General features: G+C 53.4%; 10 protein-coding genes and 1 riboswitch. Of the genes, 4 read left to right on the forward strand and 6 right to left on the reverse strand.

Annotated elements, in window-relative coordinates; genetic code table 11:
- Positions 1-198 precede the first annotated feature (198 nt).
- A complete protein-coding gene (locus NYE33_RS02135) occupies positions 199-1662 on the reverse strand; it encodes an NAD(P)/FAD-dependent oxidoreductase (RefSeq protein ID WP_336102877.1) in 1464 nt (487 codons plus the stop codon).
- Between the two features lie 123 nt (positions 1663-1785).
- A riboswitch (purine riboswitch) is annotated at positions 1786-1885 on the reverse strand.
- 245 nt (positions 1886-2130) lie between these two features.
- On the opposite strand from NYE33_RS02135, the gene NYE33_RS02140 reads away from it, so the two are divergent.
- The gene (locus NYE33_RS02140) at positions 2131-3195 is read left to right on the forward strand and encodes a GGDEF domain-containing protein (RefSeq protein WP_340948220.1); all 1065 of its coding nucleotides are present in this window, start codon (positions 2131-2133) and stop codon (positions 3193-3195) included.
- 96 nt (positions 3196-3291) lie between these two features.
- Here NYE33_RS02140 and NYE33_RS02145 read toward each other — a convergent pair whose 3' ends face one another.
- Entirely contained in the window at positions 3292-6432 is a 3141-nt protein-coding gene (locus NYE33_RS02145; protein WP_341064594.1) for an EAL domain-containing protein, read from the reverse strand.
- A 345-nt stretch (positions 6433-6777) separates the two neighbouring features.
- Here NYE33_RS02145 and NYE33_RS02150 point away from each other — a divergent pair, with 345 nt between their 5' ends.
- Positions 6778-6921, forward strand: a complete 144-nt coding sequence (locus NYE33_RS02150; RefSeq protein ID WP_171720322.1) for a hypothetical protein — start codon at positions 6778-6780, stop codon at positions 6919-6921.
- 229 nt (positions 6922-7150) lie between these two features.
- Positions 7151-9472 (forward strand): TPM domain-containing protein, encoded by a 2322-nt coding sequence (locus NYE33_RS02155; protein WP_341064597.1) that lies wholly within the window; start codon positions 7151-7153, stop codon positions 9470-9472.
- A gap of 129 nt (positions 9473-9601) precedes the next feature.
- On the opposite strand, the gene NYE33_RS02160 is transcribed toward NYE33_RS02155, so the two are convergent.
- Complete coding sequence (locus NYE33_RS02160; protein ID WP_341064599.1) at positions 9602-10483, reverse strand: LysR family transcriptional regulator; 882 nt, start codon at positions 10481-10483, stop codon at positions 9602-9604.
- Between the two features lie 118 nt (positions 10484-10601).
- On the opposite strand from NYE33_RS02160, the gene NYE33_RS02165 reads away from it, so the two are divergent.
- Positions 10602-11054 carry a rhodanese-like domain-containing protein gene (locus NYE33_RS02165; protein ID WP_341064600.1) on the forward strand — a complete coding sequence of 151 codons (453 nt, stop codon included), beginning with the start codon at positions 10602-10604 and terminating at the stop codon, positions 11052-11054.
- Positions 11055-11113: 59 nt separating this feature from the next.
- On the opposite strand, the gene NYE33_RS02170 is transcribed toward NYE33_RS02165, so the two are convergent.
- From NYE33_RS02170 to NYE33_RS02180, 3 genes are read right to left on the reverse strand one after another with little or no spacing between them, the layout of a single operon-like run.
- Positions 11114-16453 carry a glycoside hydrolase domain-containing protein gene (locus NYE33_RS02170; protein WP_341064602.1) on the reverse strand — a complete coding sequence of 1780 codons (5340 nt, stop codon included), beginning with the start codon at positions 16451-16453 and terminating at the stop codon, positions 11114-11116.
- 25 nt (positions 16454-16478) lie between these two features.
- Positions 16479-18335: an S-layer homology domain-containing protein gene (locus NYE33_RS02175; RefSeq protein ID WP_341064604.1), complete on the reverse strand. Its 1857-nt coding sequence runs from the start codon at positions 18333-18335 to the stop codon at positions 16479-16481.
- 23 nt (positions 18336-18358) lie between these two features.
- The gene (locus tag NYE33_RS02180; protein WP_341064606.1) at positions 18359-22003 is read right to left on the reverse strand and encodes a PA14 domain-containing protein; all 3645 of its coding nucleotides are present in this window, start codon (positions 22001-22003) and stop codon (positions 18359-18361) included.
- Positions 22004-22046 lie beyond the last annotated feature (43 nt).

The following is a 22046-nucleotide window of genomic DNA, read 5'->3' on the forward strand; positions in this document are numbered from 1 at the left end:
TGGGTTGGGTTGGGTTGGGTTGGGTTGGGTTGGGTTGGGTTGGGTTGGGTTGGGTTGGGTTGGGTTGGGTTGGGTTGGGTTGGGTTGGGCGCCCGGGGATGTTCAGACTCCAACATATAACCTCCCAAAAAAAGGACAGCCGTGTACACCGCAGCTTCTGCGTGTAAGGCTGTCCTTCCGGCATCCACCTGGGCGGTTCTATAGAACTGCCGGTTGCATGTTGCCCTCTTGTTTAATCTTAACCATCATTCCCCGGGCGATCCATACTCCGGCCGCTCCGGCCTGTGCAAGGCCGCGGGTAATGCCTGCACCGTCGCCGCCGCAGTAGAGCCCGGAGATCTCGGTCTCGAATTGCTCTGTCAGCTTAGGCCGGGCAGAATAGAACTTCGCCTCAACTCCGTAGAACAGCGTATGCTCGGAGGCAATACCCGGTGTAACCTTCTCCAGCGCCTCGACCATTTCAATCAGGCTCTTCATCGTGATGTACGGCAGGACCAGACCCAGATCGCCAGGCACCGCTTCCTTCAGCGTAGGCTCGAGGAACCCTTCCTTGATCCGTGTCTCCGTGGAACGGCGGCCGCGCAGGATATCGCCGTACTTCTGCACGATCACGCCCCCGCTGGACAGATCATTGGCCCGCTTACAGATTTCCCGGGCATATTCATTCGGTTTATCGAACGGCTCGGTGAAGGTATGGGAGACCAGGAGGGCAAAATTGGTATTCTTGGAGCCAAGCGCCGGGTCCTTGTAGGAGTGTCCGTTCGCTGCCATCACGCCGCTGTGATTCTCCACGACAACATGTCCTGAAGGGTTGCTGCAGAAGGTGCGGACCCGTGTCCCCACAGATGTATTGAAGACGAATTTCCCCTCATAGAGATGCTCGTTGATCTCACGCATCACCACATCAGAGGTTTCCACACGCACCCCAACATCCACCTGGTTGTTGTACATTTTGAGCCGGCGTTTCTTCAGCACCGCAGTCAGCCAGGCAGATCCGTCACGTCCCGGAGCAATCATTACCTGATCCGCCTCATGGCTCTCACCGTTCTTCAAGGTAATGCCCGTAATGCGATGTGCACCGTTCTCCTTGACGGTAACAATATCCTCTACTTCAGTCTTGTACAGCATATCAATGCGCGTCTTCAAATATTCGTATATGGATTTCAGGATTTCCAGGTTTTGTTCTGTTCCCAGATGGCGGACCTGCGCACGCAGCAGCTTAAGCCCTGCCGCATACCCCCGCTGCTCAATCCCGCGGATGCTCTCGGTAGTCGGATCGGTAATAACCGGCGTGGCCCCGTGCTCCAGGTTGATGCTGTCAACATATTCAATCAGCTCCATCACCCTGGAAGGAGGCAGATAATCGGTCATCCAGCCGCCGAACTCGGTCGTGATGTTGAATTTGCCGTCACTATACGCACCCGCACCGCCAAAGCCTGCAGTAATCGAACAGGCCGGCAGACACCCGGCGAATTCCTTACGGCCCGAAGCCGGAGGGCAGAGCTTGATTTTCTCCTCGAGAATCGGGCAATTCCGGCGGTAGATATCATGGCCCTTGTCCACCAGCAGGATCTTCAGCTCCGGTGCTTTAAGTGTCAATTCATAGCAGGCGAATATTCCGGCCGGACCGGCTCCAACAACAATCACATCATATTTACTCATAGGTTCTCTGTTCCTCCCAGGATGAAACGGCTGCCCTGCAGTGGATAAGGGCTGCTCTGTTTCTGCGATAAATATAAATTCACTTACGCAAACAGCACAAAAATCCCGACCTCTTCATAGGTATGCAAAATGCACCCTATTCGTAGCCAGGAATTTACGGTCCCCTGTAGAAACCCCCAAACCTTATCATTGAGGATATACGAACAGCTTAGCTCATTATTGTGAGCCAATTGGAATTCTACAGAAATTATGCGAATGTGTCAAGGATATATCGCATTAATAATTCGTGTTTGCATCATTATATCAGCATTAGTAGCTATAAATACCTAGTGTTAATCACCAAAACACGAACAATGATCACAGTATCGGATTAGGGAGGAAAATCGGGGTAATTGTCGAATATATAAGTATATTGCCACTGGAAAAGAGGAACATCTTATGCACATCCCACCGCCAACTCCTCGCCAAATGTACTGGAACCGTGTCCTCCTCAATACCTTTTGGATGGTCCTGTTTGTTTATCTGGCAAGCCAGCTATTTGTTGCCTTATCCATGTGGGGCCACCGGCCTGAGCTCTCAGGCGGGCAATATTTCATTAACCACATATTGATCCCCGACTCCATACTGCTCGTCTTGCTTCTGATTCTCGAGGTTGTACATAAATGGAAACCGCTGATGTCCGAGTTCTCAATTATTGTCGCAAGCCATCTGTACGGCATTCTGATGATCATGAATCTGAGCACGGAGTTTCATGTGAAGCCGCTGATTATGCTGCTTCCGCTGCTGGTATCCATGATCTATCTGAAGGACAATTATCTGAAGGCTTCCTCGGTTATTTGCCTGATCTATATCATTATGCTGTTCCTCAACACAGCCACCTATGACTATACCCTGCGCATCCAGAACATTATTATCACCCTTATCTTCGCAGGAACTTCACTGGCCGGGTTCGGCGTCATTGCACGGGGACGGGATCTAATGCAGTCACTGGAGAATTCGGTGAAGTCGGAGCAGGATCTGCGCATTCAGAATATTATTATGGACAGGCTGTCCAAGATTGACCCCTTGACCGACTTGTACAATCACAAGACCTTTCATGAATATCTGGGCTGGCTGATTGAGCATCAGCAGAACAATCCTTTCCCCCTGCAGCTGGCGGTTCTCGATATCGACAATTTCAAAAAAGTAAACGACCAGTATGGCCACTGGGTTGGCGATATTGTACTGAAGCAGGTAGCTGCAGTTATGCTGCAGCATATCGGATCGGATGACTTCGCCGCCCGGTACGGGGGTGAAGAGTTCGTTATCATTCTGACCGCCAAGCCGCTGGAGGATTCTGTGCGGATTATGGACAAGATCCTAACCGGAATTGCCGGCCTGCCCATTAATGAAATGGAGAATAAATCGGTTACGGTCAGCATCGGCATGCATGATTATGATGGAACCGATTCGAAGAGCTCCACTTTTCAGCAGGCAGACGATGCCCTGTATGAAGCCAAAAAAACAGGCAAGAACAAAATCGTTATCTTCTAGCTGCGAATAAACATTTTTATAGTTCAAAAAAAGCGGGTCCACAGGCGTATTATCCATGCCCGGGACCCGCTTTTATTATGTAATAATCTATAAGCTCTAATTCAGATGATCTACTTCATAACGCTTCTGCGGCACGAGCAGTTCAATTACTTTGCGCTGCGGCACCGGCCGGCTGATCAGGTAACCCTGAACCTTGTCGCAATTCGATTCCTTGAGGAAGGCCAGCTGGCTGGAGTCCTCCACGCCCTCGGCTACAACATCCAGGCCCATCTTATGGCCCAATATAATGATCGTCTGAACGAAGGACTCGCTATAGGCTTTATCCGCAAGGGAATCAATGAAAATTTTGTCCATTTTGAGTGTCGAAATCGGCAGCTGCTGAAGATAGCTTAAGGAGGAGTACCCCGTCCCGAAATCATCCAGCGCAATCCGGATGCCGCGTGACTTCAGGAATTCCAGCTTGCTGACGGTGCTCTCGAACGATTCCATGAATATGGATTCCGTAATCTCCAGCTCCAGACTGCTCGGCTCAAGACCGCTCTCTTCCAGACTATCCAGCACAATCTCCACGAAATCATCCTGCAGCAGCTGAATAATGGAGATATTCACTGATATTTTATAAGAGATTCCGGTAAGCTGGTGAATGCTGTTCATGAATTTGCAGGCTTCCCGCAGCACCCATTCCCCGATATAAATTATCAGCCTGGAATCCTCGGCAATCTTGATGAAGGAGAGCGGAGAGACAAAACCGAGCACCGGACTGTTCCAGCGGATCAAAGCCTCGAATCCCGAGATCAGTCCCGTATCGATCTGCACCTGCGGCTGATAATGCAGCTCAAATTCATTATTGTTCATGGCACTTCGCAGATGCTTCTCAATGTTCATCCGTTCATTAAATGCCGTATGCATTGATTTGTCATAAACCACATAAGTGCTTTTTCCTTCTTCTTTGGCCCGGTACATCGCTACATCAGCATTCTTCAGAATCTCCTCCGTCGTCTCCCCGTCCTCCGGGTAGAAGGAGATCCCGATGCTGCAGGAGACGTACAGGTTGCTCTCGCCGATGAGGAAGGATTTGCGGAAGGAGCGCATAATGTCCTCGGCCAGATTCAGCACATCCACGCGGCTCTCTATGTCTTTGAGAAACACTACAAATTCGTCGCCGCCAAGCCGGGAGAGCATGTCCCCTTCCCGGACTACCGACTGCAGGCGCTCGCTGGCCTTGCGGATCAGAATGTCGCCGGATTTATGTCCTAGCGTATCATTAATATACTTGAAGTTGTCTGTGTCTACGAACAGAAGCGCTGCTCTCCCCCCAGGCCGGCGGAAATAATTCTCCATCGTCTCCAGCAGACAGATCCGGTTGGGCAGATTGCTGAGCGAATCCACATAAGCCAGGCGGTGCATGTTCTTCTGATTCTCCAGCAGCATCTCATATTGCCCTACAAGCTCCTGCTGCGTAGCCGTAAGCTGCTCATAGGTCGCTTCAAGCTCCTGATAGCTGTTATTCAGATTGAACTCCGCCTGCTTCCGCTTGCTGATATCAATCAGCGAGCCAAGGAACAGTACGATTTGGTCTCTCGGGTCCACAATCGCCTTCCCTCTAACCTCAAACCAGACGTAGACGTCATCTTTGGTCTTCATCCGGTACTCGGTTTCGTAGATCGGAGTCAGCCCGGTAAGATGCTCCTGTCTGGCTTTGCGTGCAGATTCCTGATCATCCGGATGAATGATGCTGAGCACGCCGCCTTCGAAGGCGTTAATCTCTTCCTCGGTGTAGCCCATGACCTCATACCAGCGGTCCGAGAGCTTGTAGAAGCCGCTATCCCAGTCGAGCTCCCACATATAGGCACCTGAGCCTTCGGAGGCCAGACGGAAACGCCGTTCACTGACGCCCAGCCGGTTGAACTGGTCCTGCAGCTCAACTTCAGTTGCCGCAAGCTCCTCATAGGTAGATTCCAGTTCCTCGTAACTCATCTGCAGCTTAAGTTCGTTCTGTTTGCGTTCATCGATATCAAGCCCGACCAGGACAAATATATCCTCCGCCTGATCATCCATCCCCTTGATCAGGGTAGTGCGGATGGAGAAATAATGCGCAGCCGGAGAATGCTCCGGAAGCTTCAGCTCCACATTAGTCACATAATCGAGATAAACCGCTTTGGTAAGGAGATCCCGCAACACTGCCGCTCCGCCCTCAAGACCAGGCAGGTCATCGATACTCACGCCGAGCACATCCTTCTCTGAAAGCCCGGTCATTGTCTCGGCATATTGATTGAAGCGCACGCTCCGCTTGTCTCCATGAACCGCCCATATGATCATCCCGGTATTCTCGATCACATCCTCGAAGAATTCCTGTTCAGAGTGAATTGTCCGGCGCAGACGCCGGATATATATCCGGAGCAGCACAGCGCCGAATACCAGTAGGATAGCCCCTATGGCCACTCCTGATATGATTCTGTTACGGATCATCGACTGATGATAATCCGAGTGAGCGAAAAAATATTGCTGATACAGCTCTTCGAATGCCCCGGAGCGTTCCAGCCGCTCAAGTCTGGCATTCACATAAGACACCAGCTCCGGCTTGGTCTTGCTGATGCCATAAGCGACATCCTGAGGATAAAGATTGTTCATTTTGCGGACAATCGTTCCGGTCAGTCCCTGTTCAACAATCAGATAATCCACAACCCCCTGATTCTCGAACAGCAGATCAATCTCGCCCTTGCGCAGAGCCTCCACTGCTTCAGGTACGGTTGCATATTCTATGTATTGTGTGGATGAGATTCCTACCTTATTCTGCAGAACAGTTTCCGAATACTGTCCCTTACCTACACCGATTTTGTAATTTTTCAACGTGCTCAGCTTCACTTCTTCACTAAGCTCCTGGCGGGAATAGACGGAAATGTAGCTCCTTAGCACAGGTCTGGAGAACAAGGTATCCTGCTTTCTCTCCTCGGTTACGGCCATGAGGCCGGTCGTGTCGATCTTGCCCTCAGTCAGCAGGCTGTATGTACTCTCCCATTCCCCGGTGCTGTATAGAATAAGATAATCCTTTTTCTCAAAAATCATACTCGTCAGATCAATATCAAAGCCTGTCAGATATCCGTTCTGTATGTACTTGTAAGGGGGATATTCCAGTTCTGCCTGGTACTTAATATCCTGTCTTTCGGCGTGAGCGGCAGCGGCGGGTGTAATCATGAGCACGATGCCAATTAGAAGCAAGAGTTTACACCGCTTCATCGCAATTCTCCTTTGTCCCATAAAAATCGGCTAAACGCATTTATATGAAGCTGTATTCGACAAAAAATGGTAAGGTTCCTGCTAGTTATGCTTCAGTTCTGATAAAATGTGCAAATTCTGCAGAATCGTTTATTTATTGTCGAAGAAGCACATGGAAGCGGCTTTGCCGTCCTTTTAAGGACGGTACGGTTTCAGCGAGAATTTTAAAATAAGAAAATTTATATTTGTATTGCTTTTTGGGAGCAAAATGTGGATAATAACATAAAGGTTGATAATGATTATCATTATTGAATATCTATTATTCATTACTTGACTATATTTGAGTTAAAAGGAGACTGAACACCCATGAACGCAGCCACCACCCGGACCGCATTACAGGTTGACGATTATCTGGATCTGCTCAATCTTGCTGTAAAAGTCGGAGATATGAAATGGCAAAAAGAGATCAAGTCCAGATTGCAGTATATCCTCTGTCTGCAAACCCGATAGATTATTCCGCGCACACAACAGCTAAGCCTCCTGCCATTGGCAAGGACACAGTTGCTGTTAGTTATAGAAGAATGTATATAGCCGCATTTCCGTTACGGGAATGCGGCTTTTTTTGTAGTATACGGGGGCTAATTCCAGGGCGGCTGCATCTGAGGTCTCCGGAATGTTTAATGATATAATGATTAGCATAATATAACGAACAACAGCCCATAGATCGGAGTGTGCAGACTTGAGAAAAATCCTCGCCTTGGTCTTACTATTATCCTTGCTCCGGATCCCCGGCGTCTATGCTGCGGATATTCCTGTACAGCAGGGAGTTGTTACTGATGAAGCCGGCTTACTTACTGCCCAGGAAGCAGAAGCTATCACCCGGATTGCCGCAACGGACCGCTATACTCTCCATGTCCTGACAGTGGACTCTCTGGGCGGCGCGGATCCAGCCGATTATGCAGAGAAGGTATATCATACATGGAAGCTGAAGACCCGGGATATCCTGCTTCTGATCGCTTACGGAGACCAGCAGACGGAGATTAACTTCGATAATCCGGAGCTGCAGAACTCGCTCAATGCCTGGTCGCAGAACCTCGGCGGAGCTTCAGGCAGCGCGGCAATCACTAAGCTGCTGGAGACTTACTTCAATCCTTATGCCAGAGACGGTGATTTCGCCTTAGGAATCAGCTCTGTCATTAAGGAGCTGCAAGCCGTGGGCAGCGGACCGGGCAGTGCTGCCGGAGGAACTGCTGGAGGGGGTACAGGTGGTACTGCGGGTGGCGGATCAGGCGGCAACGGCGGGACAGCCGGAAGCAGCGGATCGGAGGCGGCCGAAACCGGCAGGGGCGGACTATCCTTCTTATCGCTCGCCGCTATTGTTGTGGGTGCCGCCTTACTGCTGCTCCTGCTGTACGTGCTGATTACAGGAATGCGCCGCCGCAGCGGGCTTGCCAATCAGCAGGAACTATTGTCTGACCTGCTGGTACGGGCGAATCGCGCTCTCGAATCCCTTCAGCCCTTCCAGGGAATCGTGCAGGGCAAGACCGGGGAACTGGTCGAGGGCATATCGAAGCGCCTGACCTCGCAGCTGGTCGAGATCTCAGCGCTGCAGACCACCGGGCAAGGTGCTCTGCCGCCCTTCTACCGCCTGTCCGCCCTCAAAGCTGCAACAGAACAGCTTCAGCAGACGGAAGGTAATTTCCGCACCTCGCTTGAAGAGGAAGAGAAGAATATCGCTGTCATCAGCGATGCCGACCGGAACGTCAAGCAGCGGATCACGGAATTGAAGCAGGATGCGCCAGAGCTTGACGGACAATTGCAGCAGGCGGCCCAAGCGACCGGCTATCCGCTGCAGGAAATCGCCGAGGACCTGCAGGAGCTGGCCGCAGAAACCGCCAAGGCTGACCAGCTGGAGCTGTTTGATCCGATTGCCGCACAGGATATTACCGAAGAGGCGCAGGAGCGCCAGGAGCAAATTGAGCGGGACCTGGAGGATGTAGATGCTTTTGACGATAAGCTGAAGGCATTCCCCGGGGTTCTGGCCGCTGCCCGCAGCCGCATTGCCGGGCTGATTGAGCAGAACTCCCTGCACAATATGAAGGTTAAGCCCTATGACAGTCTGGAGCAGGCTTCGGCTGCCGCCGGGTCCCTGGAGGCGCCGCTGCGCAGCGGCGACATGGATGAGGTGCGGCGGATCGGCGCCGCGCTGGACGCGCTGCTGGCTGAAGCTGTCGCCATGACAGAGCGCCAGGCTATGATCCGGCAGAGCAACCGCGCAGATCTGGAGACGGTGCGCAGCAAGTGGGGCAGCTTGACCCAGCGGCGCAATGAGCTGCAGGGCAAGCTCACCGAGGCGGGGAACCAGTTCGCCCGCCAGCATCTGGACAGTCTGGAGCAGACGCTTGAGGAGACTGGAGCCGCACTGCGGCAAGGCGCAGGCGAAGTGCCGCAGATTGAGACCTGGACCAGCGATGCACGCGGTGAATATGAGGATGCGCGCAGCGGACTTGACCGGCTGCTAACGCTGCAGGACGAGACTGAGGGCAAATTCAGCAGTATCGACAGCAGTCTGAGCTCTCTGTACGAACGTCTGGACAGCCTGAGAAGGCTGTTCACGGAAGGACAGAGCCGGGTCGATGCGGCACAGAGTCTGCTGCATAGCAGGGGTATTGCTGCACAGAGCCGCTTCCAGCTGTCCCTGCTGCCGGAGTATGCCGAGCTGGAGCAGCGCCTGTCTGCCCGTCCATACAATCTGGATGAACTGGAGAGTACAGGTCGTTCCTACGCCTCGCAGATTTCCAGCTTCGTGGAAGAAGCGAACCGGCTTGTCCGCCAGAAGGAAGAGGCAGAGCGGGCGGCCCGCCTGGCAATGATGCGGGAACAGCAGCGCAGAGAGCAGGCCCGCAAGCGGATGTCCTCCGGGCCGCCCTCCTCGGGCGGATTCGGCGGCGGACGTTCCTCCGGCGGCTCCTCCTGGGGCGGCGGAGGCCGGTCGTCGGGCGGCTCTTCCTGGGGCGGCGGCAAGTCAGGCAGGAATTCTTCCGGCGGCTCCAAGTGGTAGACGGCAGATTGCCGGAAGCGGCATAGACATATTTAAGACGGCTTCAGCCAGGGTTATGGCTGAAGCCGTCTTTTTCTGAAGAACCTGTATAAGTCTCGGGGGTGGCAGATGCTGAGAATGTAAGATGTGTTATACAGGCTCCTGCAGCTGCATATGGGCAATGAACTCCATGAATACAGGGGATAGCCGCTGCTCCTTGCGGTAGATAAGCTGAATATAGAACGGCTCCAGCTGCCCGGCCAGGGGAGTTCCGGTTAAGACGCCGGTGCGCAGCTCCTCTTCCACCGCATACCGCGGCAGAAAGGCCGTCCCCCAGCTGTGCTTCACCGCCTGCTTGATCCCTTCGAGATTCCCAAACTCCATATCTACACGCGCAGTAATACCGGATTCCCTGAGCACATGCAGCAGCTGCTTCCGGTAAGTGCAGGTACTCTCTGTCAGCACCAGCGGTTCCCCCTCCAGACGCTCCGGGGTAATTGCCTTTTCGGCTGCCAAGGGATGCTCCGGATGGGTAACCACGTACAGCTGCTCCTCCCGCAGCGGCAGAGTGACCAGCTCCCCCGACGCATACGGAACATCGAAAATCAGACCGAAATGGGCGGTTTTATCTTTGACTGCGGCGATGATATCTTCTTCAGAGCCGGGCTGTACCCGCAACTGCATTCCGGGATGCTGCTCCCGGTACCGGTGCAGCCGGTGAGGCAGATAATATGCGGCCAGCGTCTCAATGGCTCCAATACTCAGCACTCCCTGATCACCGCCGGAGATTATCCCTTTGGCTTCCCCACTCAGCGCCAGCATCTGCCGGGCATACGGGAGCAGATTGCTGCCGGCGAAGGTTGGAATCATCCCCCTGCCCGAACGCTCCAGCAGAATAGCTCCGTACAGCTCCTCCAGCTTGGCGATCTGCGCCGTCACACTCGATTGTGCGTATCCCAGCACTTCTGCCGCCCGGGTATAACTTCCGTGGTCTGCCACTGTACAAAAGGTCCGCAAATAGGTTAATTCCATACACAGCTCTCCTGAATTATCAATATATTCGATATTTAGTATCACAGACTATAGATAACTCCAATTATAGTTCCCCTATATAATAAAACCAACCCGTTTAACCAAGGAGGACTCCGCAATGAAACTACAGGCGAAATCTCAAGTACTGGCTGCTCCGGCAGCGGCCTCCGCAGATGCGGTACGCTATTTCACGGCCAAAGCAGCATTCGAGACCGATGTGGCCGATGTGGCTTACGATCTGCGTGAAGGGATCACCGGCTTCCAGCTGGTCGATGTCCGCGATGCCCGTTCATATGAGGAGGCTCACCTGCCGGGAGCCCTCTCCCTGCCCTCCGGGCGGATAAACCACACTTCTCCGGAGCTGCCCACAGATGATGTACTCATTCTGTATTGCTGGGGACCCGCCTGCAATGGAGCCAGTAAAGCTGCAGCCAGACTGGCTGCCCAGGGCTACCTCGTTAAGGAGATGCTGGGCGGTATCGAGTATTGGCGCAAGGAAGGGGGCAGACTGGAGGGCACCCTGCAGGAGAAAGCGCCGCTGTACTATAGCATGCCTGCCGGATCACAATAGCAACAAAGAAGACCCCTAGGAGACTAGTCTCCTAGGGGCCTTCTGCAGCAATCACTCCTTCATTTCTTCGTGAAGATTAGTTTATCGAGGTTGCCCACATAATTCAGACTCGAGGTAGTCGATCCCTTCAGTGAGACATACAGATGCTGCTTGCCGGTCAGTGTCTGACTGAGCAGAGCGCCTGCAGTCTTGTAGTTCCCCCAGGCTCCGCCTGTATTGGGCAGACTGACCGTACTGATCACTGTGCCGTCTTTGCCGCCCAGCCGGATCTCAGCTGTGATGTCAGCCGGGGCACGATTGGTCGGCGCATCGTACTGGATGGACACGTAGTTCTTGCCCTGTACGCCGAAATCAACATTCTCAAAGGAGAACCAGGCTCCGGTAAATGTATTAGCCACTACAGTTCCGCCGTTGTTGCCTTCAGTTTTGAGCGGATTGCTGTTGAAGGTATTTTTGGCATCGGACCAAACGGTCTTGTTCTCAAATTCCACAAGAACATCCGGCTCAGCTGCGGCCAGAGAGAAGGACGCATTGTCAAAATTACCGATATACTTGAAGGTTGAATCCGTTGTGCCCCTAAACACCAGGTAGATGTCCTGCATGCCGGTAAGATTCTTGCTCAGCGCCCCGGACACCGTCTTGTATGTCCCCCAGGCATTTGCAGTCGGCGGCGCTGACAGAGTGCCTACAAGCTCACCGTCCACTCCGCCCAGACGGACTTCAACAGATGAATCTGCAGCTGTATTCGTTGAATTGCCTGTATACTCCACCGACCACTGATTCACGCCCGTGCTGCCGAAGTTCATTCCCTTGTACGCCAGCCAGGCCCCGCTAAAGGTATTGGCAACCTGCTTGCCGCTGATGCCGTTCTCGGTCTTCAGCGGACCACCGTTGGCCGGATTATTATCTGTGGACCAGGCATCATAGCTCTCTAGCTCCAGCTTGGTATAGTCGGTCCGGATCGCCTGGTAGTCCCAGATGAACTTGTCCAGATTGGCGATATACGGACGATTGCTGTCGGTACTGCCCTTCAGCACGAAGAACAGGCTCTGCTTACCGGTCAGTGTACGATTGAGGATTCCTGCCGCCGCCTTGTATTGCGTCCACCCTGCACCGGTATTCTTAAGCTCCACATTGCCGAGAAGCTCGCCGTCTACAGCCCCGAGCCGAAGCTCAAGCACTGCATCCGCCGGTGTCCGGTCAGAGTTTGCATTATACTCGACCGTAATCCGGTTTGTCCCTTTGGTTCCGAAATCGATATCCGCAAAGGATAGCCAAGCGCCGGTAAAGGTATTGGCGACCACCGTACCGTTATTGCCGTCTTCAGTTTTCAGCTTATTGTTGTTGAACGTATTGACCGCATCCGACCAGGCCGTGCGGTTCTCAAATTCTACCGTCCCCATATCCACTACCGGTGGCTGCGGTTCCTCCGCCGGGTCAGGTACAACCGGAGTCTTCACCGGTACCGGCAGCGGTTCAGGCAACGGATCTTCCCCGCCCGGCTGCTCTCCTCCAGGTTCGCCTGGTTCACTTGGTTCACCAGGGTTCTGCGGTGCCGGCTCCGGCTGCGATTCAATAGGATCAGCCAGCCACAACGAGTCGTAGATGTTGCCGTTAAAGCTGTCCACCAGATAGATATTCACCTGATACTTGCTGGCGTTCACACTGAAGTTCTGCGTCAGCTCGAAGCCGCCGGACTGGACCGGTACGGCACTGGACAGCAGTGCCTGCTCTCCTCCGTCCATCAGCTGAATTACAGCAACCGCCGAGTCTACATAATCCCCTTTGAGCGTTCCTGATACCTCTACGGTCATATTGCCTGTGCGCTTCACGTCTGCCTTCAGATCGTACACATCCCATAGGATGTCCGAGGTGTACGGGGCATTAGAAACCAAGGCATCACCTGTCATGACATTCCGTTCCTCATTTGCTTGGATGCGTACTTGTACAGCGCCCGCCGCAAAGGCCTGCGGTCCGACCGTCTGCGGATTCGCTGCAGCTGTCTTCCAGCTCACACCGCCGTCGGTGCTGTATTCATAATCGGCCGGGCTTGTGAAGCCCGGTACTGTCGTCCAGCCGAAGGTATTGGCCGTATCGTCCACCAGCGGAGCTGTTGGCGCGTCAGGCTTCACCATTTCCTTGACTGTCTCCAGACTGAGATCAAATGCGATATCCGAGCTGCTGAAGTTTACCTGATGCACTTCTGCGGCGAGCACATTGATGCCTTCCTGCAGATAATCCGGATTGATCTCATAACGGTTCCAGTCACGTTCGTCTCCGACTGTAGCATTGGCATTTGTACCATAAGCCACAGCCCCGTCCGGCATGTTCGTCCGGATAATCTCATGTCCGTTCAGATAGACGATGGCGCCGTCATCACGGATCAGACCGGCGTCCAGCTCCAGTATGTCCTGCAGCTCAGATGCATTGAACGTTGTGCGGAAGTAGGACGTCGTATATTTCTTGCTGGCATCCGGACCGTAGCCGATCACAGTTTTGGCATACCCCTTGTTGTCGTAGCCGAGCGGTGCCTGCCCGGAGGACCAGCTGCTGTCATTGAAGCCCGCTAATGTCCAGCCACTCGCCGGGGCTTTGCCCTTATCATAATATTTCCACTCTGAACCTTCGCTGATCAATGAATTCCGGGAGAGTGTGTTCTCAATGTCAGCATCATAATCTGCTGTAGGAGGTGCCGATTTGGCCGAAGCTCCCCAAGCATAATTAGGCGTATCTCCCATATCAAATTCCAGCGTGCCCCCGTTCATCAGATCATCATAGCCGATCCAGGCCTGATCAAACGATTGACCGTTCAGGGTGGCGGATTGGATGAACCGGTTGGCGGAGGAGACATTATCCGCTTTAATAGTAAAGGTCTTGCCATTATCCAGATGTAGGGTCAGCTCCGAGAAAACAGGTGAGCCGATCAGGAAATTGGCGTCTCCCGGATTGCCGGGAAAAAGGCCCATTGCGCTGTATACATACCAGGAGGACATTCCCCCGGCATCGTCGTCCATAGAAGGCAGATAACCTTCAGGATCAGCACGGTAGACCCGCGATTGGATCGGGAAAGCATACGGCCCGTGGTTGTGGTACTTCTGAGTAACTACCTCGGTTGTATATTCTCTGGCATAATATTGGGTCAGATAAGGATAACCCAGATAGTTGAACAGATAGGGTACATCGATATCCGGCTCATTGATAGCCATGTACTCATTCCGGGCAAAGAAATCCTGCAGCTGCTTCGCCATTTCTGTCTTGCCGCCCATCAGCTTGGCCAGGCCATTGATGTCCTGTGTAGCGGACCAGCGGTATGTCCAAAGATTGCCCTGATAGGCATACTTGTCCACTGCGGTTACATCCCCTTTGGCCACTGTTGTACCGTTCGGGGTAAAGAACCCGGTCTTGACGCCGTTCTCATCGACCTGGTTCGCATTCCACAGCTTCTGATAGGAGAGTGCGAGTTTCTTATACTTCTCGTACGTACTCTTGTCGCCCAGCAGCGCAGCAAGCTTCATGGGGAAATAGGCACTCTTCGCCTTCTCCAGCTTGCCGGAAATTTCGCCGTCCGAAATCGAGAAGTTGTCCGCATCAACTGCCATTCCTTTTAGCGCCGTGTACACGTCATAGTCCGTGAAGCCTTTCGCATAGGCATCGAGAATGACGGCACCGTTGAATTCATTGCGCACCGTCGGGCTTGGCCAATACCCGTCCCCCCATTGCGTGTAGGTTCCTCTGGTCTTGTAAAGATCAACCAGCGATTTCACCATGTTGTTATACTTCTGCGGCTCCAGCACGGAGAACAGGGAGTATTTGCGGAAATCATCCCAGGTCGTCCAGCCGTTATAGTATTCAAAATCCTCACCAAGCCCGGACGCTTGGCGCACCGTATTCTCATCCCTGCCCGCCTTGAAGGTTCCGGCTGAGCTGGTCACGTTCTTCGGATGCAGGTACGTATGGTACATTTGCGTATAAAATACTTTCTTATTCTCTTCATCTTCATCCTTGATTTCCACTTTGCCCAGAACATCGCTCCAGGTGCTGCGGATCTTGGCATGCTGGGCGTCGAAATCCCAGTCTGCAATATCCTGCTTCGCTTCGGCTCTGGCCTGTTCCACACTTACCGCCGACAGACCGACCTTAGCCTGGATCACTTTGCCGCCATTCGTATCGAAATTAACCCAGACTCCGCTGTTCGCCCCGGTACGGACTGCTTCCGTTCCGGTTGTATCGCCCTGCCAGGAGGTGTAGGAATCGAAATCATGGTCAAACTGGATGGAATAATAGAGCTTATAATACCCGTTGCCGCATACGTTCTTGGATTGGATCATGCCCGTAATTTCATTGCTGCCTTCCACCTTCAGGTTGGCATCAAGCATTCCGGCATAGGAATTGGAGAGATCCACGAGTACAGAACCCGTCTTCGCGGATGCCGGGAATGTATAGCGCTGGAAGCCGACATTGTCCGATGCCGTCAATTCTACGCCGATTCCTGATGCCAGCGTAACACCATAGTACCCGGCAGAAGCCTGCTCACTGCTTTTATCGTACAGCTGCTTATATTCATTCACATTCTTCGTGAACGAACGCGTCTCAGGCATCATCAGGATGTTGCCGCCTGCCCCACTGCAGCCTACACCGCTGAAACGTACCTGCGAGAAGCCTTTCAGGTATTTATCCTGATAATAATAGCCGCTGAACGCCCCGCCGTCGCTGTCAGGTCCCAGGGAGACGAGTCCGAACGGCGTCGACGGTCCCGGATTCGTCTGACCGTTATCTCCCAGGGTGTTGATAAGCGGATCAACATAATCCACCGGGTCCAGATTTACTGCAGGATAGGCCGGATATTTCCCGGCATCTACCCCATATACCTGCAGCTCATACAGCCGGACAGTATCGCCGCTCGCTGCAGCTTTGCTTACATAGAACCGGAGATAGCGGGCTGTCACCGGCTGGGGCAGATACCGGTCAACGACCGTCTGCACGTTACCCTGCACAACATCCACATCGCTCCAGCTCTGGCCGTCCTCGCTCTTCTGCAGCCGGAAATTCTGTGTATTCCAGAACGGGCTGTTCGAGCTCTCATTGATACCGGCGTTGTAAACCGTCCATTGGTTAATCGTGTAATCCTTACCAAGGTCGAGCTTCATCCATTTGATCTTGGCGGTTGTATTATCGCACCACTTCGTGTCGTTCTTGCCGTCTACAGCAAATTGCGGCCGTTCATTCACATTGCATTGACCTGAGGCTGTAACTTGTGCATTCAGTGCAACATTCTTCGCCGGGACTACTTCTATACCGGCTTCCGCGGCGGATACCGTAACCGTAAAGGCAGTCACTGAATCCAGCAAGCCAAGCAGCATCAGAACCGACATCAGAATGGAGAACAGTTGTTTACGCATGAGATTCCAATCCCTCGCTTTCATCTTATAGTGAAGAGACGGTCTGAACCAGACGGCCTACCATTACAGCCACCTCAGCGCGGGTGACCTGCTTCTTCGGCTGGAATGCGGTGCCGTCTCCCTGCATTAGCCCGCTCGCTCCCGCCTCGGCCACACTGGCCGCCGCCCAAGAGGCAATTTCCCGCGCATCAGTATAAGCCTTACCTGCCTGGACGCCTGCCCCAAGCTTGAAGTACTTCGAAGCGTTAACCAGTGCTACCGCCGCTTCCTCGCGGGTGATCCGGTCATTTGGCCGGAAGGACCCGTCGTAGCCGTTCATTATACCCGTCGCTGCGGCCTCCGCCGCCTGCTTAGCGTAATAAGCATTTGAAGGCACATCAGCGAACGGTGCTGCAGCAACTTCAGCCGGCACGTTTCCCGTACGCTCTGCAGCCCGCATCAGCAGGGCGGCGAACTCAGCGCGGGTAATGCCGCGGGCCGGTTCATAATGTGCAGCGTCCACACCGTTCACCAGGTGCTTGGCGGCAAGAGATTTCACGGCTGCTTCAGCCCAGTGTCCGGTCATATCCGCGAAATTCTTGTCATAGACAAGCAGTGCATATGCAGAGAAATGGGTCGCCTTGAAGGCTACCGTTCCAGCCGTCAACGTGCCAGCTACATATTCAGCACTGTTGCCGTCCACGTAATAAATGCCGGCGAGTTCCGTCTTCATCGAGGCAATCTGCGCTGGCGCCAGCTTGAGGCTAACCTCTGCCGGCTGAGTCAGCTGATGGATCTCAGTAACATTGCTGCCGTTTAGCGTCTGAATGACCAGCGACAGTAATACGCCAGTCGAAGCATAAGCGGCATCACTGCGGACAGACCCGCTAACCAGTGACTGGGCTTCCTTATTCCAGCTGGCATTCAGAACAATCCGCAACCGGGTCTGATTATCACCCGAGGTCTTCATTGCACCTGCGGGAAAAGAAATCGTCCTTACTCCATCCGTCAGTACAAGGCCTGTATTCCCTGCATTAAGCAGATTCAGCGATTGTTGCGGGAGCTCAAGTGCCACTCCAGCTTCTCCAGCCGTGGCCGGCAGCTCAATTGTGATCTGGCCAGCAGCTTGCTGCATAGCCTGCGCCAGCGTATCTGTACCAATCAGATAACGCCCGTCCCCGGACAGCTCCGGCTTGATACGTGCTGAGCTGGCTTCCCCAGCTCCGGCAGGAATCAAGCCGTCCGGAGAAGTCTGGCCGCTGCCCGTTCCAGCAGGCTGTGGCGTACCCGGATTACTTGGCGTTCCAGAATCAGGAGTTCCTGGAGTCGGACTCGGTGTCGCCATTGGTGTCGGTGATACCGTTGCTGTCGGCGACACTGTTGCTGTCGGCGACACTGTCGCTGTCGGTGAGACTGTCGCTGTCGGTGCCACTGTCGCTGTCGGTGCCACTGTCGCTGTCGGTGCCACTGTCGCTGTCGGTGCCACTGTCGCTATCGGCGTTGGCGTTGGCGTTCCAGTACCCGGATTACCCGGTGTTCCCCCGCCCGGCTCCTCTTCTCCCGGAATCATGAATGGTTGGCTCAGGGTTGTTCCGCCGGAACCGGCAACCACGTTATAGCTTCCGGATGGAGCCAATAGCTGGCTTGCCGGAATTGACACCCGCTGGGTATAGGCTCCGTCTACAGCTTTCAAGACATCAATATAGAACACTGTTCCGGCCGGGCTGACGATTTTGACAACAACCTGGTCACCCGGGCCCGGTGTCGTTCCAGACAGTGTGATGCTGCCGCCGCGCTCAGCCTCCTTTCCGCTCAAATGGAGCGTGAAGGAGTTAGCAGCGAAGACTGCAGCAGGTGAACACAGGAACAATAAGACCATAATGGCCGCTACAACTTTTTTCACCTTCGGATTCCTCTCTTTCCTGATCACTGAAGTTCTACCGGTTTCGCAAGCTGTCCAGGCACTTCAAGGTTGTTGTTGAACTGGTCAAATACAAAAACCTTGACCCGGTAGTTTTCACCTTTCACATTGTAGTACTGGGACATCGTCAGATGGCTGCTCGTAAGCGGGATAGCGTTAATCAGCAGCGGAGTATCGCCGTCCATCAGTTCGAAGACAACATAAGCGCTGCCGGTATACTCCGCGAGACGATCCAGTGAGACCTCCACCTGAAGCTGATTATCGCGCTTAAGCACACCTTTTATCTCGTACGTATCGGTATAATCATTTGGCGTGAACGGCTTGTCCGAGAGCAGTGCTGTTCCTGCTAGAGTACCGGCTGCCATATCACCTTTGATGCGCACCTGCACCATGCCTGCTGCGTAGCTGCCGTCATGGATCGGCTGCGGGTTCACCGTGACCGGCTGCCAGGTTTCGCCTCCGTCCAAGCTATATTCATAGTCAGCTGCTTCAGGGTAGCCAGGTACGAGTGTCCAGCCGAAGGTGTTGCGGGCATCGTCAATGACCGGAGCGGTCGGTGCCGCCGGATGCTCACCGCCGGAGAACACGGTAGCTTCCGAGGAATTGTCCCGCTTGTCTACGGCTTTGACTACAAACTCATAATCCACAGCCGGATTAGTTCCCGTTACCTTATATTCATACTGGCTCCGCGCTTCTTCCACGGGTACATAAACACTCCAGTTCGTCCCGAGTTTACCGTTCTTCTCATAAATCCGGAAGCCTCTGACGGCATCAGCGTCACTCTTGTCGGCTGGTCTTACCCAGGTAAGTACGGCCGCCTTGTCCTCTGTCCTGCCAGCTGCCAGCTCCTTCACCGGTTCGGGCTTGCTGTCATCGCGGACAATGGTGTACGTATCGAATGGAGCTGCATCGCCCGATTTGTACGAATTGATAGTGAAGCTGTCTTCCGTCATCGTGATGCCGGAGTAGATCGGTACTTTAGGCTGCTGATATACATTGGCATAATACGGATTTACACCCTTTTGGATATCGTAATATTTCGTACCGGCGGAATTATTGATCATGTACAGCGTACCGTCAGGGTTCAGCGGATTGCCGTCGCCGTTTTTTTGAATATCCGTTACCGCTTTGTCCTCATACATCTGGTACGAGCGCATGAAGGTATGGTCATGACCCTGCAGTACCACATCGATACCCAGCTCATCGAACACCGGAACCATCTTCTCTCTCAGCGCCAGAATATCACTGTCCAGTGCATGGTTCCCGAGCGAATAGACCGCCTTGTGGAAAGCAACCACTTTCCATTTCTTGTCCGTTACAGCTACCTCACGCTTCAGCCAATCAACCTGCTGTTCGAAGGAATTACGCTGACGCTCGTCCCAGCCCATGTCCATCGTGTTCAGCACCATGATATGGGCATCGCCGTAGTCGTAGGAATAGACACTGCCTGGAGGAAGCGGATCATCGATTGAATCATTCGGATAGTTGAAATGATAATAATAGTTATCGTTATACGGCCCTTCATGATTGCCGACAGCCGCCATTAGCGGAAGCTTCATCAGCATGTTCTGCGGCTTGCCGAAATAGTCCAGCCACTGTGACTCCAGCGATCCGGCATCGACCTGATCCCCGGTCATTACCAGGAACTTGGCATCCGGATAATCATCCAGCCCGTTCTTCAGTGTTTTGGCCCATACCTCATAGTCGTTGGTATTTGCACCTTGGGAGTCAGTCATATAGAGGAAGTTGTATGCCTTTTCGTTCTCCCCCTCAGTCATGAAGCTGCCTGCGGCGCTCCAGTTTCCGTCACTGCCCACACGGTATTTATAAGCAGTTCCGGGAACAAGTCCGGTAGCAATCGCTTTATGGCTGATAAAAGCACCTTTTGTCGAGCTAGTGATATTCAGATTAAGCGCCCTGGTGTCAGCAGGATCTCCAACAAAGCGCTGCTTCACTGGGGAGTCAAAGTCCTGGTCTGCCGGCACGATCTCTACAATGCTGTCCATAATCCCCGCTGGTGCGCTGTCGGGTCTTTCATAGCTTGTATACCAGGCGAAGGACCGGTTGGTCTTCGCTTCATTCTGGAAGGACATTGCAATCGCAATCGGTGAGTAATCCACGGCCTCTGACATATTATCAGGACTATAAACGAAACTGCCCGCAGATGTACCGTCTGTAAACTTCAGTCCTGCCTGCCCGTCATAGGAGATGTTCACAATTTGCCCAGGCTTCACGATGGAGCCAAGTGTCAGTGTAAGCTGATCAGGAGCACTGCCTTGAACCGCATTCAGGAGCGGAATCACAGCTGTGTCCGTCTTGACTGTCAGATGGCTGGCCAACTCGGACGAAACCTGCTGCAGATCACCCGTGAGCTGCAGCGCTACACTGGTACCACCAGAATCTACGCTGCCGTAGACAGGGCCATTGTAATCAACCGGAAGGTAAAGGGCAGAGGCAGGTATAATCTGCTTCGTTATCCCCGGACCCGACCAGCGCAGATACAGGTTCGATCCGCCGAAATCCTCGAAATATTCTACTTTAAAGTTGTGCTTCACTCCGCCTTGCAGTGTAATCGGAGTGCTGGTCTGTTCCACATCCCAGTCGTTAGTCCAGTGGTCGATCACAAGCTGGTCGTCAAGCCACATCCGGAAACCATTGTCGCCGATCATATAGAAGGTATAGTCGCCGGACTCCGGCGCCATGATCTGGCCTGTCCAGCGGATATTTGCATCATCCGAGCGTCCGGTCCATGTCTGGAGAACGGGGTCCAGATTGCTGAAGTTAATCTGGGAATCAATTCGTGTGGACTTATAATCACCGAACTCAAAGGTCTCGGTACCGGTGTAATATTGACCAAGTAATCCGTGGTCTTTCGAGGCGGATACCCCTGCAGAAGCGTTGAGTTCGAGGGAGAAAAACGTATCGGAGCTGCCGCCCCTGTCCTGATGTACCTCGGCGGCAATTACATTTGTGCCCTTCAGTAACAGAGCCGGATTGATATTGAAGTTATTATCGAGCCGCTCGTCGCCGATGGCCGAAGAAGCATAAGTATTATAGAGAATCGTACCCGTCGGCAGGTTCGTGCGGTAGACTTCCTGACCGTTCAGATACACAACTGCGCCGTCATCCCGGACCAGCGTAGCCGCGAGCTTAAGGATAGCTGCCGGGTCGTCAATCTGAAATTCCTTGCGGTAATACGATGTTGTATATTTTTGGCTTGAATCCGTGCCGTAACCGATCCAGGTGTTCAGATCCAGCCCTTTGCCGCTGCCGGCATAGCCGAGCGGGGCTTGTCCCTGCTTCCAGCTGCTGTCATCGAAATAGACATCCTGCCAGACCGTAGCCTGATCAGAACCGTCATCCAGATACACCCATCCACTGTCCTTGGCGATCAATGTTCCCTCTGCAGCAGCAGCTGACATGGGAGCATCCTCACCGGCAACAAGAGATATTTCTCCGTCTGCACCGCTGGCGGCAGGCTCTGCAGCAGATGCTGATCCTGAGTTATCCGTTCCCTCAGCCGGATTAGCACCTGTGTCTGCAGGCTCTGCACTGGCCGGTAGTAACGGCACATAACCAGCGGTGAACAATGAAGCCGTCAGCAATGCAGCTGCAAGCATTCGGCTTAGCAGCTTAAACCTCTTCTTCACTTCTTTTCCCCCCAAATGAAAGTTATGATCATTTGGAAATGAT

Origin of the sequence: Paenibacillus sp. FSL R10-2199 (assembly GCF_038000235.1) — a bacterium.
Taxonomy (GTDB): domain Bacteria; phylum Bacillota; class Bacilli; order Paenibacillales; family Paenibacillaceae; genus Paenibacillus_AQ; species Paenibacillus_AQ phytohabitans.

Excerpts from the sequence above, each read along its gene's own strand:
- NYE33_RS02170 (WP_341064602.1), bottom strand. The coding sequence starts at position 16,453 with ATGCGTAAACAACTGTTCTCCATTCTGATGTCGGTTCTGATGCTGCTT.
- NYE33_RS02140 (WP_340948220.1), top strand. The coding sequence starts at position 2,131 with ATGTACTGGAACCGTGTCCTCCTCAATACCTTTTGGATGGTCCTGTTT.
- NYE33_RS02160 (WP_341064599.1), bottom strand. The coding sequence starts at position 10,483 with ATGGAATTAACCTATTTGCGGACCTTTTGTACAGTGGCAGACCACGGA.
- NYE33_RS02145 (WP_341064594.1), bottom strand. The coding sequence starts at position 6,432 with ATGAAGCGGTGTAAACTCTTGCTTCTAATTGGCATCGTGCTCATGATT.
- NYE33_RS02135 (WP_336102877.1), bottom strand. The coding sequence starts at position 1,662 with ATGAGTAAATATGATGTGATTGTTGTTGGAGCCGGTCCGGCCGGAATA.
- NYE33_RS02150 (WP_171720322.1), top strand. The coding sequence starts at position 6,778 with ATGAACGCAGCCACCACCCGGACCGCATTACAGGTTGACGATTATCTG.
- NYE33_RS02165 (WP_341064600.1), top strand. The coding sequence starts at position 10,602 with ATGAAACTACAGGCGAAATCTCAAGTACTGGCTGCTCCGGCAGCGGCC.